Source organism: Ligilactobacillus hayakitensis DSM 18933 = JCM 14209 (assembly GCF_000615845.1).
In the GTDB taxonomy this organism is placed as follows: Bacteria; Bacillota; Bacilli; order Lactobacillales; family Lactobacillaceae; genus Ligilactobacillus; species Ligilactobacillus hayakitensis.
In genome coordinates this window covers 1-12,781 of sequence record NZ_BAML01000036.1, presented here as the reverse complement: position 1 = coordinate 12,781, position 12,781 = coordinate 1, and the positions used below count along the sequence as shown (strand labels likewise).

At 33.4% G+C, this 12,781-nt stretch carries 17 protein-coding genes; 5 read left to right on the top strand and 12 right to left on the bottom strand.

The window, feature by feature from the left end:
• Both JCM14209_RS09920 and JCM14209_RS07665 read right to left on the bottom strand, forming a co-directional pair.
• The coding region (locus tag JCM14209_RS09920; protein ID WP_500778184.1) for a MerR family transcriptional regulator at window positions 1–119 on the bottom strand (119 nt) is incomplete at its 3' end.
• A gap of 109 nt (window positions 120–228) precedes the next feature.
• Entirely contained in the window at window positions 229–1,125 is an 897-nt protein-coding gene (locus JCM14209_RS07665; protein ID WP_025022900.1) for an L-lactate dehydrogenase, read from the bottom strand.
• 124 nt (window positions 1,126–1,249) lie between these two features.
• Here JCM14209_RS07665 and JCM14209_RS07660 point away from each other — a divergent pair, with 124 nt between their 5' ends.
• Window positions 1,250–2,932: a glycerophosphodiester phosphodiesterase gene (locus tag JCM14209_RS07660; RefSeq protein WP_025022899.1), complete on the top strand. Its 1,683-nt coding sequence runs from the start codon at window positions 1,250–1,252 to the stop codon at window positions 2,930–2,932.
• A gap of 34 nt (window positions 2,933–2,966) precedes the next feature.
• Here the strand turns inward: JCM14209_RS07660 and JCM14209_RS07655 are convergent, their stop codons facing one another.
• The 6 genes from JCM14209_RS07655 to JCM14209_RS07630 all read right to left on the bottom strand — a co-directional run bounded on the left by JCM14209_RS07655 (window position 2,967) and on the right by JCM14209_RS07630 (window position 6,355).
• The gene (locus tag JCM14209_RS07655) at window positions 2,967–3,524 is read right to left on the bottom strand and encodes a hypothetical protein (RefSeq protein WP_025022898.1); all 558 of its coding nucleotides are present in this window, start codon (window positions 3,522–3,524) and stop codon (window positions 2,967–2,969) included.
• Window positions 3,525–3,589: 65 nt separating this feature from the next.
• On the bottom strand, window positions 3,590–4,078 hold the full coding sequence (locus JCM14209_RS07650; protein WP_025022897.1) for a hypothetical protein: 489 nt from the start codon (window positions 4,076–4,078) through the stop codon (window positions 3,590–3,592).
• Window positions 4,079–4,205: 127 nt separating this feature from the next.
• Window positions 4,206–4,436, bottom strand: coding sequence for a PspC domain-containing protein (locus JCM14209_RS07645; RefSeq protein ID WP_025022896.1), 231 nt, complete (start codon window positions 4,434–4,436; stop codon window positions 4,206–4,208).
• Window positions 4,436–5,422: a DUF4097 family beta strand repeat-containing protein gene (locus tag JCM14209_RS07640; protein ID WP_025022895.1), complete on the bottom strand. Its 987-nt coding sequence runs from the start codon at window positions 5,420–5,422 to the stop codon at window positions 4,436–4,438. Before JCM14209_RS07640 ends, JCM14209_RS07645 begins: the two co-directional genes overlap by 1 nt.
• 4 nt (window positions 5,423–5,426) lie before the next feature.
• The gene (locus JCM14209_RS07635) at window positions 5,427–6,035 is read right to left on the bottom strand and encodes a DUF1700 domain-containing protein (protein ID WP_025022894.1); all 609 of its coding nucleotides are present in this window, start codon (window positions 6,033–6,035) and stop codon (window positions 5,427–5,429) included.
• A gap of 2 nt (window positions 6,036–6,037) precedes the next feature.
• Window positions 6,038–6,355, bottom strand: a complete 318-nt coding sequence (locus tag JCM14209_RS07630) for a PadR family transcriptional regulator (RefSeq protein ID WP_025022893.1) — start codon at window positions 6,353–6,355, stop codon at window positions 6,038–6,040.
• A 131-nt stretch (window positions 6,356–6,486) separates the two neighbouring features.
• On the opposite strand from JCM14209_RS07630, the gene JCM14209_RS07625 reads away from it, so the two are divergent.
• A complete protein-coding gene (locus JCM14209_RS07625) occupies window positions 6,487–7,152 on the top strand; it encodes a CPBP family intramembrane glutamic endopeptidase (RefSeq protein ID WP_081774081.1) in 666 nt (221 codons plus the stop codon).
• A 40-nt stretch (window positions 7,153–7,192) separates the two neighbouring features.
• On the opposite strand, the gene JCM14209_RS07620 is transcribed toward JCM14209_RS07625, so the two are convergent.
• Window positions 7,193–7,636, bottom strand: coding sequence for a MerR family transcriptional regulator (locus JCM14209_RS07620; RefSeq protein WP_025022891.1), 444 nt, complete (start codon window positions 7,634–7,636; stop codon window positions 7,193–7,195).
• Window positions 7,637–7,770: 134 nt separating this feature from the next.
• Between JCM14209_RS07620 and JCM14209_RS07615 the strand changes: the two genes are divergently transcribed.
• The 3 genes from JCM14209_RS07615 to JCM14209_RS07605 all read left to right on the top strand — a co-directional run bounded on the left by JCM14209_RS07615 (window position 7,771) and on the right by JCM14209_RS07605 (window position 10,611).
• A complete protein-coding gene (locus tag JCM14209_RS07615; RefSeq protein ID WP_025022890.1) occupies window positions 7,771–9,246 on the top strand; it encodes an MDR family MFS transporter in 1,476 nt (491 codons plus the stop codon).
• Complete coding sequence (locus JCM14209_RS07610) at window positions 9,246–9,944, top strand: DUF4811 domain-containing protein (RefSeq protein WP_025022889.1); 699 nt, start codon at window positions 9,246–9,248, stop codon at window positions 9,942–9,944. The genes JCM14209_RS07615 and JCM14209_RS07610 overlap by 1 nt, the downstream gene beginning before the upstream one ends.
• Window positions 9,945–10,131: 187 nt before the next feature.
• Window positions 10,132–10,611 carry a MarR family winged helix-turn-helix transcriptional regulator gene (locus JCM14209_RS07605; protein ID WP_025022888.1) on the top strand — a complete coding sequence of 160 codons (480 nt, stop codon included), beginning with the start codon at window positions 10,132–10,134 and terminating at the stop codon, window positions 10,609–10,611.
• A gap of 35 nt (window positions 10,612–10,646) precedes the next feature.
• Here the strand turns inward: JCM14209_RS07605 and JCM14209_RS07600 are convergent, their stop codons facing one another.
• The 3 genes from JCM14209_RS07600 to JCM14209_RS07590 all read right to left on the bottom strand — a co-directional run bounded on the left by JCM14209_RS07600 (window position 10,647) and on the right by JCM14209_RS07590 (window position 12,616).
• On the bottom strand, window positions 10,647–11,129 hold the full coding sequence (locus JCM14209_RS07600) for a MarR family winged helix-turn-helix transcriptional regulator (protein ID WP_025022887.1): 483 nt from the start codon (window positions 11,127–11,129) through the stop codon (window positions 10,647–10,649).
• Between the two features lie 29 nt (window positions 11,130–11,158).
• The gene (gene jag / locus JCM14209_RS07595) at window positions 11,159–11,875 is read right to left on the bottom strand and encodes an RNA-binding cell elongation regulator Jag/EloR (RefSeq protein WP_025022886.1); all 717 of its coding nucleotides are present in this window, start codon (window positions 11,873–11,875) and stop codon (window positions 11,159–11,161) included.
• Window positions 11,876–12,001: 126 nt separating this feature from the next.
• Window positions 12,002–12,616: a TetR/AcrR family transcriptional regulator gene (locus tag JCM14209_RS07590; protein ID WP_025022885.1), complete on the bottom strand. Its 615-nt coding sequence runs from the start codon at window positions 12,614–12,616 to the stop codon at window positions 12,002–12,004.
• Between the last annotated feature and the right edge of the window lie 165 nt (window positions 12,617–12,781).

Genomic DNA, 12,781 nt, shown 5'->3' with positions numbered 1-12,781 from the left:
GCATCATAGTCGAAATGACCAGTTGGAAGTTTAGTTGCCTTTAAATATCCTTTTTCACGATAACGTTTTAAAGTTAATCTTGAAATTTGTAATAAATCTAAAACTTCTCCCGCTTTCATATAATCACCTCGTATACATTACATTATATCATAACATATACATAATAGTAATCTTTAAATTTAAATAACTTATATTTTATATCAAAGAATATAATATGACATAAAATAATTAGTATTTTCTAACTATATAACGGGCTGATTGCCACATTTTTTCTTGTTCTTTTTCAGTTAAATCTAATTGTACAACGGCTTCAATTCCCTTTGAACCAATAATAGCAGGGTAACCAATATAAGTTTCATATTCATCAAGATAAACTGAAACGGGAGCAAATAAATGTGCGTTTGACAATACCGCTTCAGCTAACCGGACCGCACAGGTTGCCACCGCATATGAAGTATATCCCTTACCAAAAGCTACCTTCCAAGCGCCTTCAACGGGTAATTTATCTAATTTTTCAATTTCTTCTGGCGTAAATAAATCACTGGCCGCCTTATTATTAACAACAACGGTTGACCACGCAATAAATTGGGAATTTCCATGTTCACCTAAAACATAACCTGCCACATTTCTTGGATCTTGATTCATGGCTTCGCCAACCGTACGTTGCATTCGCGCTGTATCTAAAAATGTTCCCGTACCTAATACTTGATTTTTAGGTAATTGGGTTTCGTGTTGCAAAATACTAGTAATGACATCGCAAGGATTTGAAATATTAATCACCACACCCTTAAATCCAGCAGCCTTAATTTTTTGTCCGACTTCTTTGGCAGCCGCACGATTAATTGGTAATTCGGCAAAACGGTCGCCTGATTTAACACTTGCTTCAATGTCTCCGAATGCGGTGATAACAACATCGGCGTCCTTCAATTCGTTATAATCTCCGGTTTTAATTTCGGTATGAAATAACATTCTTGAAGCGGCATCTTTAAAATCATATTCTTCTGCGCGCAGCTTTTTTTCATTTTTATCAATTAACACCAATTCATCACATAAACCTTGGGCATAGATAGTATACGCTACGGTTACCCCTACATGACCTAATCCAATCACTGCAATTTTTCTCATCTTAATAACCCCATTTCACAATATATTCGCCTTCATTCTACCACATTTTTATAACGCTTTCATTTTTTCATGCGGTATTTCGTGTTATAATCAAAAATGGAAAATTTGAAAATGAGGTGAAAATATGCGTAAACCCAGATTAGATTGGCTTTGTCTTTTCGCCTTATTGTTAACTATCGAATTAGTGAGTCGTTTGGGCTTGATGATTTTTAAGTTATTTTCAACAACGATGTTTAATCGCGTTGAATTACCTTTAATTTCAATTTGGACGATTAAAGCGACAATTATCCACCACCCATTTATTTCGCTTGGATTTTTAATTGAAGCTAGCGCAATCCTATTATTAATCTTTTGGTTAACATTGATTTATACTCTTTCATTTTTAGGGATTATTAATCAGAATTTTAATTTTAAAAATATTTGGAATAAATCCATCTATCTCCTTGGAAAATATCATATTAAAGGTGGAATTTTTTCTGGCTTAATCCTCTTATTGATAACACCAGTCTTTAAATTCTTCTACAAAACACCCTTGCTTTCCAGTTTAACCAGTGTTTCTTTAATATCAGAAAAGATTTTTAAAAATCCCTTTACTGGTTTTTTGGGAATTTTAGGCAGTTTAATTGGGTGTTGGTTATTTTTCAAACTTTTTGGATCCCTATATTATCTATCTCAAGACAAATATACGTTAAAAGAAGCTATTAAAAGCAGTTGGCGCTATAATTCTTCCAAACGCATGTTTACATATTTCAAACAATTAGGAATCAATATCGGTTTAACCTGGATTCCTGTGGGGATTATTTTAGGCATTTTACGGATTTGTGAAAGTTTCGTTAGTAAAAAAGTTGATACCCTCCTAATTAGTGGTGGCTTTGCTTTAATTTCAATGTGGGCGATTTTTACTTTAAGTATTCTTCCCTTACAATTTATTGAAGTTAAGCCCCATAATTCACGCCGCTTAAATTTAAAATTTGGGGGATATTTATGTGCGCTCGTACTCATCACTTTTGGTCTACAAGCTTCAATCGGAAAGCTAATTTTTTCTTATCCGATCAATCCAACCACGGTCTCACATCGCGGAGTTAACATGAATAACGGCGTTGAAAATACGCTTCAAGCTTTCAATAAAACAATTAAATATCATCCCGACTATATCGAAATCGATGTTCAAGAAACCAAAGACCATCATTTCATCGTCGCTCATGATATTTCCCTGGATAAACTAGCGGGTATCCATAAAGCGCCGGGTCAGTTACCCCTTAAAAAGCTTGAAAAAATCAAAGTAACTAATGATCAACATCATTTTACTAAGCTAGTTAGCTTAGACAAATATTTAAGTGTTGCCAATGCTAAGCATCAAAAGTTACTCATCGACTTAAAGCCATCTCCATTCAATTCAAGTAACTCAACGCAAAACTTCTTGCAGCAATATAAGGATGACATTATCAAGCATCACCATCAGGTTCACACCTTAAACTTTAATGAGTTCATTATTTTGAAAAAAAATCTTCCAAGTAATCGAACTAATTACTTATTACCATATAATTTGACGTTGCCTGAAAATGAAGTTCCTTCATACGGGGTAAGATATTCAACTTTAACTCCGCAATTTGTTTCAAGTTCGCGGATGTTACATAAGCGGATTTATGCTTGGACAGTTGACAATCCCATTGCGATGAAAAAATCCTTAGCTATGGGAGTCGATTCAATTGTGACTGATAACATTAAGGTCTTACAACAACAAATTAAAGCCGCCAAACATTGGTCTGATACCAAACGCTTATTATATATCTATTTATTTAATTAAAAGAGCCGAGAAAAAATCTCGGCTCTTTTATTTTTTATTCAGCTTTTTTTATCTTAACTTTAGCAGTGAAATTTTGATAGGTTTTATCAATTAACTGCTTTTCAATTTTTTGGAATTTCTTGGCTAGTTTTTCTTGTTGCTGCGATCCTTTTTTATAGAAGGTTAATGATTCGGACTTATTAGTTCGCAGAATAATCTTGTCCTTTTGAGTTTCAAAAGGAACTGGACCTCCAGCAAATTTTTGAGTCCCGATTTGTTGAGATTTAAAAGTTACGGTTTGATCTTTTTTGACAATCTTTCCTTGATAATTAACATCTTTTAACATCTCAGCTTGCTTTTTAGCTTCCTCAATTTGGTACTTGTCATACAAGCCTCTTAAGTATTGTTTAATCTTAGCTTGACTCTTATTTCCTGTAACTGGTGTTAAAACAACTTGATTTTCCCCATTTGAGACTTTCTTAATGGTTAATTCAGTAATACCTGAGCTTTTATCATATGCATAATATTGCCCCGCTAAATTACGGCTACAAGCGCTCAAGCCCATAACTAGTACTAACATAAAAGCCAGCACTCCATATTTTAACTTCTTCATTGTTAATCCTTTCAAAACAAATTTTCTTTAATATTTTACACCGGTTCCCATTTTTCCTCAAATTTCTAACCTAAAATTGTAAACTCTGTTACAATTGGTTGTTTATTTCCACCATGACCGAAATCTTTGAGTTCATTTTCTTTTTCATTTTTCCAAGCGATATAATCATCTTTATGTTCCCAAATATTAAGTACTAAATATTCGAAATTCTTTTCTTCATCACGGCAAATCAGACTTTGCTTTAAGCCTACCGGACGTTTACTTGGATCATCCCATGCCGCTAATTTAGCATTAAAAATCTTTTGATGATCCGTATCTAAAGTAAGGTAACGGCATTCTAAAAAGCCTTGCCATTCACTTTTACCAATCGTTCTAATAACTTGATATTCCAATTGGCTTTGGAAGATTGTTGGATTCGAAGAAATATCTAATAAAGTAAACCTTCTTGAATCAATCGCAGATTTAGCTAAAATCATCTTGCGATCCGGATTATCAGCGCGAAGTTGACGTAGTTGTTTTTCAGGTCCAACTGTAAGACTAATTTGTTTCATCATAATATCCAACTCTTTTCTTTGTTATCGTTTTCATTGTTATTATATCACTCTTTTTTTAACTATTAAATAAACGACTCAAAGCAAACAAAAAAAGACCGGTAAAAACCAGTCTTTTAACTTCTTAAGTTTACTTTTCGTGGAACTCGCCTTCAAAAATATTTGCATCTGGATCATTTTTGTCTGGCATGATAAACATACATACCGCATAAAAGATTAATGCGGGGATAAAGCCTGTAAAGAGCGCTATTAGCACCATTAAAACTCGGCCTAAAGTATGATCCATTCCAATATAATCAGCGATTCCCGCAACGACTCCATCTAACATTTTTTCATTTGATTTATACAATTTCTTTTTCATTATTCTTGTCCCCCATTCACATCAGCATCGCCATCTTCAACTTGAACCTTTAAGGTATTTTGACTAGTAGCGTTCTTATCCAAACGACCCCCGTCTTCTTTAGTAGCTTTAAACAATTTAACACTACCATCAACTACATGAACGTCATAACCTTCCGCAGTTGTTTGCTTAACTTTGAGATCACCATCAATATTTTTAATCTGATATCCTGCTTGAACTTGGGTATTGTTAATATTGATATCACCATTTTCAACATCAAGGTTTCCACCTTCAAGAGATACATTATCTATCGTCACATCCCCATCGGAAACCTTTATTCCTACTTGGCGAAGTGATCCACGATTGAAAATAATACTTCCATTATCCGTATCAATATTTCCAACGCTTAAGTTACTATTATCTAATTTCATATCTGTATCATCTGCGGTAATTTTAACATTATCTAATTGAGCGTGATTTAAATTCAATTCACTTTCCGCAAGAGATAACTTCGTATTTTTCATCGTAACATTACTTAAAGTAACCTTGCCATCATCAATTCCCCCATTTAGTTCATCGATTGAAGCATCTTCTGGGATAGTTACCACAAGTTTGTTTTTGTAGTTGGTTTTATCGCTTAAGACAATTCCATCTTTGGCATCAATCCGGAAAGAAACATTGTGACGAAAATGCGGATTGTGCTTGGTTTGCGCTAAAGTTAGTGTTTCATTTTGTAATTTAACGGTTGGTTCATGATAATTGTCGCCGACATATTTAACATTAAATTTATCCCCCGTTTTAATTTCAACATCAACTTCACTTACGTTAACTTTAAGATTTTTAAAAGCTTTAACTTGGCGATTAAAAGTCTTCTTTTTCGGCTCGACTATCACCGGTTTATTATTTTGCATATATATCGCTTTATTTCCATGCAGGCTATATCCTAGGGCAAATAAAAGGGCCCCCACAATTAGAACAATCCAACCTGTAATAAATGTCTTTTTCATTTAATTACCCCCTTACTTTGCGTCTTTTAAAGAAATTAAATACGATTCTTGTAAGACGCGTCACAATTATCGCAATTAATCTTCCAATTGAAGATACGATTGGAATAATAATCATGATTGCACCTAGACCTAAAAGTCCGATTGATAAATAAAACATCCCCACGACAAAATTACTGAAAAGCAAGACAACCCCCACATATAAAGTAACCATTGTCAAAAATACAGCTGCGAGAAATAATCCTAACGCTCCAAAAAGCAAACCTAACAATACAAAGGTAACCGTCATTAAAACCCCAAGTAAAATAACTCCGATAATTAATGTTGGTGGCGTAGCAAGTAAAGCTAATACTACTAACCAAGCGGTCTTAATACTTCTTTTAGTGGTTAGTGAATTAGACAAATCTTGTTCATCTTGTTTAAGGAAATATTCTGCTAAAATCCTTCTTCCTAATTGCTTAGGTGTTCCCAAATTACTTTCAATTTCTTGTTTTGAAGCATATCCAGCATCATTAATATACTCTTCGTAAAATTGAAGCGCATCTTGACGATCTGCTTGATTTAATTGATATAAGTTCGCACTTAATTCTTGAAGATATTCTTGGATTTCTTTCATTTTTATTCTTCCCCCTTCGCTTCAAAAATATTATTTAAACTTTCTTGATAATCACGCCACATTTTTTTGACCCGTTCTAAATGCTTTTTCCCATCTGCAGTAATCCGATAATATCTGCGATTTCTTCCTTGATAAGGTTGATCATAAGTTTCGACCAAAGCTTCTTTTTTCAATCGTCGTAAAACCGGATATAAAGTCGATTCTGAAATCGTAATTGCGGATTGCATATCTTGAGTTAATGCGTAGCCATAATAATCTTCTTTATTTAATAAAGCTAAAACGAGACCATCTAGTAAATCTGAACTAACTTGAATTTTCATTTTTCAACCTCCTCTTCATATCTTATCTCCACTAATATTATACGACGTATAATATTAGATTGTAAATATTTTTTAAGAAAAATTCACATTAAAAAATGTTATAATTACAGTAATTATTTTGAACGGAGGTCATGTTTTATATGCATAATGCGCTTAAATATTGTGGTAATATTCTGCTGTTTATTATCCTTATCATCTCAACTCAAATTCCAATACTTCTATTAAAAATCTTATTTAAAAATGAAAATCCTCATCTCATCCTTGGATGGGTCCTTGTAATTTCAAGTTACCTAATAATTATTTGGGGCGTAAACTACTTAATTAAAAAGCAAACACAACAAGCTGTTTTCAAGCCTTTACGCTTATCAGATTTTCGTTTTTCATTAATGATGTTTGTGGTACTTATTCTTTTTAAGGGACTTTTCTTACAATTTTTAAGTCAGCTCCCTACAAAACAAACTTTTGCCAATGATAAAGCTATTTTATCTTTAGTTAATCACCACTCTCTCCTTTTAATGGTGCTTGTTATCGTAATTTTAGGTCCGATTGCTGAAGAATTAATTTTTCGAGGCTATTTTTTTAGTAAGTTTTTTAAAAATCATCCCTGGCTTCAAATTCTAATCAGCGGTCTTATCTTTGGCTTACTGCACTCACCAACTAACTTAATTATCGCTGTAATTTATATCGTTATGGGCTGGATTTTAGGTTATACCTACTACAAGCGGCAAAATCTTTCCGCCAGTTTAACTACTCATATCTTAAACAACGCACCTTTTATTTTTATGTTATTCTACTAAAAATTTGCTTAAAAAAGGACAGGAAAAAATTCCTGTCCTTTTATTTATCTTCAACTTCAAAGTAACTGCCACTTTCATCAAGTACACCCGTTACCTTTTGTTTTTTATCCGTACTTTGTAAGTTAATGCGGCCGTATTCATTTTCTTGATCAGTAACTTCTACTGACGCAATTAATTTTTCAAATTTCCGTAATAACGCTAATTGTTTATGCGTTGTATTAGCCTTTTCAACTGCTTTAGCAAGGTTATATCCTTCATCCAAATACATCTTAATCATCAAAACACGATACACTTCTGCCAAACGGTACTTTCTTGTTTGACTAGTTTTAGTTTTTAATGATTGGATATAGCCTTTTTTCTCCCAATATCGTAACTGTCTTGTTGAAACCCCAGTTACTTTGCTGATATCCCCGATGCCAATTTGTAATTCATTAAGTAACCCAATAACTTTTTGTTTTCCCTGAAACTCTGTATTACCTATCATTTTTTTACCTTTCAATAAATTTCACTTATTCTATTGTAACTTTCTTGCCACTAATGTCAAATTTATTGACAATTATCCTAGATGAGTGTAATGTAATCAATGTTTGAAAATTAAATATTATGGAGGTGCCATTCTTGTCTAATAATCATGAAATTACTGATATTCATGGCAAGCCATTTAGTCGCCGCGTCTTGGTATCAGTTTTAACTTTCGGTACTTTTTGTACAATGCTAACAGGGACTTTTTTAGCTACTGCTTACCCTTCAATCATGAAGTCATTTGATATCTCAACTGCCACAGTTCAATGGCTAACAACATCATTTATGCTTGTTAATGGGATTATGATTCCAATTTCTGCATGGTTGATTAATAAGCTTAACTCTCGCATTATGTATCTTGCAGCGATGACAACTTTCTTACTTGGTTTAATCCTTAGTTATCTCGCTCCAAACTTTGAAACCCTTCTTGTCGGTCGAATTATCGCCGGAATTGCGGTGGGGGTTTCAATGCCATTAATGCAAACAATCATGCTTTCAATCTTCCCGCCTGAAAGCCGGGGAGCTGCCATGGGTGTGGTTGGGGTTGCTGTTGGATTAGCTCCAGCTATCGGACCTACTTTATCTGGTTTTATCGTTGATAACTCAAGTTGGCGTAACCTTTTTGGATTAATGATTGTTCCAATTATAATTGTAATTCTCATTGCAATTTTCTTTATGCGTCCAGTTATTAAAGCGCATAAACAACCATTGGATATTTGGTCAGTTATTACTTCAACGCTTGGTTTTGGAGCTCTTTTATATGGGGTTTCAGAAGCATCTGATAAAGGATGGGGAGACAAGTTAATCATTGGGTTAATTATCTTTGGTTTAATCTTTGTTGCTTTATTCATCCACCGTCAATTAACGCTTGAAGATCCATTCTTAGATATTCGCGTTTTCAAGTATGGTGAATTCTCATTAGCGGCTGTCCTTTCAAGTATCGCTAACCTTGCGATGGTTGGGGTGGAAATGCTTTTACCTTTGTATATTCAACGTATCTTAGGTGAAACAGCCTTTCACTCTGGTTTAATGTTACTTCCAGGAGCCTTGATGATTGGTTTAATGTCACCAATTACAGGGCGTTTATTTGACCGTTATGGTGCACGTCACCTTGCTACAACTGGTCTTATTATTCTTATCATCGGAACTGTTCCTTTCTTAACATTAACAAAAGAAACTCCAATTGTTTCAATTATCATTTTCTATGCAATTCGTTTATTTGGGGTTTCAATGGTCTTCATGCCAGTGACAACTTCAGGAATGAACGTTTTACCACTTGAGATTATGTCACACGGGACAGCGGTTAATAATACCTTCCGCCAAGTCATGAGTTCAATTGGAACAGCGATTATGACAACTGTATTAAGTAACGTTACTAATAGCCAAAAACCAGATTCTGCTTTACTTAAGTCTAATCCATTAGAATATGCAGATAAATTCGTCGACTCGACGCTTGCTGGTTTCCATGCGGCCTTTTTAGTATCAGTTATCTTTGCGGTTATCGCCTTAATCCTTTCATTCTTCTTGAAAGAAGGCAATAGAGCACGTGAATTAAGGGGGATTGATAAATAATGATTATTGTATTAGTTATTATCAGTGCATTTAGTTTTTACTTCTTTAATGCCGTTAAACCAAAACTCCCGGGTCATTTATTGTATGCAGGAATCAGTTTAGTCGTCCTAATCGCAAGTATCACCGCATTTGTAATGCATGATACTAATCACTTAGGAATGAAAGAAGAAGTTACTACTAAGACATATCATCTTGCTTCATTAAATGATAAAATGAACATCTTAACTTATAAACAACTTGAAACTTCAGGTAAAGAAAAAGTCTTTGTCTACAAGACATCTGTCAACCAAAAGAAACCATTAAAAACGCGCGTTGCAGTTGATACTAAGATTACTTTACATAAAAATGCTACGGCTAATAAAGTCAAAGTAACATCAACGCACTACGTTTATAAGGATAAACTTAGCGAAGTTATGTTTGGAATTTTAAATGATAATAAGCAATTAAAAAATAAACAATATGACTTTTATGTTGATAATTCTTGGCTCGTTGTCGATACTGACACAGCGGCTAAATTGCCAGCATTGCTTAAATCACACCAAGCTGATATGCAAGCAATGATTCAAGCCAATATGAAAGCATCAATGCAACAAGCTCAAAAAGACAAGGCTAACATGTCACAAGAACAACAAATCAATTTACAAAAGCAATTGCTTGAAGAAGCAAAAGTTAAGGCGATTAAGCAATTACTTAAATAATTTACTATTTTTTGCGTTTAGGGAAATCCCCTAAGCGCTTTTATTTATTATATTTTCGTTAATCTATCGCGCTAAATATTGATTTTTTTTGGTATTAGTCTTATAATAAGTTGTACAATTAGTATATCTTTACTAATTGTTTATAATACGTTTTACCCTATATTAATCCACCAGGAGGAATGTTTTAATGACAAAAACATCAAAACAATCAATTGACAAACAACTATCCTTCGCGCTTTATACTTCGTTTCGTTTTAGTAACCGCCTTTTTAATGAAGTTTTATCGGATTATAAGCTCACATATACGACTTTTTTAATTTTACAAGTCTTGTGGCAACGCGAAGAAGCTGGTCAAACAAGTACATTCATCTATGAAATTCAAGATGCCTTATTCCTTGATACAGGTACTGTTTCTCCAGTTATCAATAAATTAGTTAAAAAAGATTTGATTAAGAAAGTCACAGATGCAACTGATCAACGTAAAAAGCATATCGAGCTTACACAACAAGGTCGTGACTTAAAAGCACCAGTGCTTGAACGCATTAATCAACTTCAAGAAAAACTAGAAGTTGAAGATGAACAAGAAATTGTAGAACATCTTAAATATATTCAAAAGAAATACGAATCAATTTTGATTAACTCAAAATTAAACAACGTTATCTTGTAAAAAAATAAAGGTTGGGAAATCCCAACCTTTATTTTTTAACCAAAGTTAGCTTGACGTTCAAGTTCTTCTAACTTGCGGTTAGTTTTATATAATTTTTCACTAATTTCACGGATAATAGCCACGTTCTTTTTATATTCTTCATTATCCATTTCTAAACTACTCATGCTGACACTCACACGTTCTTTAACGTTTTCTTCTAAATTACGAGCATGATCGGTTAATTCAATAAATACCTTACGACCATCTTCGCCAGTACGGCTACGAGTAATCCAACCGTTCTTTTCCATACGTTTTAACAATGGGGTTAAAGTCCCTGTATCTAAGTTGAGGCGACGACCAAGTTCCTTAATCATCATAGGACGTTGGTCTTCCCATAATACGAGTAAAGTAATATATTGTGGGTAAGTAAGTTTGTATTGTCTTAAAGATTCTGTGTAGAAGTGATTATAAAATCTTTGTGCTGAATAAATTGAGAAACATAATTCATCTTCTAATTTTTCTGGTTTGTGATTAAGCATAGCTAATTTCCTCTCTTATAAAAAACTAATTATACCGACTGAATCATAACATAGCGGTATGGTTCATTTCCTTTTGAAATTGTCTTAACCCCAGATTCTTTAGCCAAAGCGGCATGGATAATTTTACGTTCAAACGAAGGCATTGGATCAAATTTAAATGGACTTTTTGAAAGCTTAACTTGGCGAGCTTTTTGCAGTGCCATTTTTTGTAATATATCTTTTCTTGTTTGACGATATTGTCCCACGTCTAATTCAACTCGAACGCGACGGGAATAATATTTATCCATATAATTTTGAGCAAGTAACTGCAATGAATTGAGCGTTTTTCCCCGCTTACCAACTAATAAACCTGGTTTTTGAGTATCAAAATTATAGTAAACCACGCGACTTTGCTGTCTAACATTAATTACTGTTTCAATTCCCATGTACTTAGTAACATCAGCCAGGTAGTAGCCTAAATCCTGAACAACTCTTGCTAATTCTTCTTCTCTAACACTTTTTAAATCAACATTTGTTGTTGTGGTTGGCGGTACTACTTTTTCGTCTTGTTTTTCGCTTTTTTCCGTTAACTTAACAGGATGACTACTTTTTAAGTTAATTTCAACTTCTGCAAGTTGTTTAAAAAAACCCAAAAAGCCTTTTTTACCTTGAGAAATAATTTTAATTTCAACTTGATTTTTGTCAGCTTTTAAATCCTGCAAGCCTTTTTCTATGGCAAATTCTACCGTATCGGCGGTATAGCGCATTTTATATCCTCCTTTCTTTTTTTATTTTAGAAAAAAACATCATATAATTTACCATAATTAACAAAAATTATTATAACACGCTTTTTTCTTTTATGCTATATAATTTTGCACAAAGAGTTTATAGATTTAATTTCTCTTAGCTTTGAATAAGTGATATGGTGAAATAATTTGCATTTTTCCAAGAATATCTAAGAATTCATCGACAGTTTCTTCTTTTTCATCACTTGGAGTTAGTGCCCAAATCTTAAACGTGTTTACAATGCCACCAACATACAATTCTTCGGCATAGCGCTTTGGAATTGAAGTTGCATAATCAATTTGATAAAATTCATTTCTTTTTTCTAACTCTTCTTTAATTACGTCACCTAATTTGTAGGCAAAAGTTGCATCCCCATTAGTTGAAAATAATGCGCGGATAACCGCTTTATTTTCAAGCATGAAGGTTGCAAAATGATAAAATTCATCCTGAGTTGCAAGATATTTTTCTTCATCACGTTGTTTTCTTGGTTCTTGGAATTTAATAATATTTTCTCGATCTTTTTTTAATTCTTGTTGACTACCGTCAAAGATTCTTCTTTCGATTGCAGCTAAAAAGTCATATTTATCAGTGTAGTAAGTGTAAAATGAACGCCGACTAACTTGTGATGCTTCAACAAGTTCAGCAACTGTTAGTTGGTTAAATGGTTCATCTTCTAAAATCTTGACGAACCCTTGTTCTAATCTTCGTTCTGTTCTCTTCAATAATATTCTGCTCCTAACATATATTAGTATTGAGTATACTAGCTTTTAGTATATCACTTTAAAACAAAATATTGAAATGTTCATGCACTATCTGTGTTATAATTTAACTACTATTCAAGCTTGCCCTTAGGGTTTTAAGCATAAAATCTAAGCGATTATTCTCTA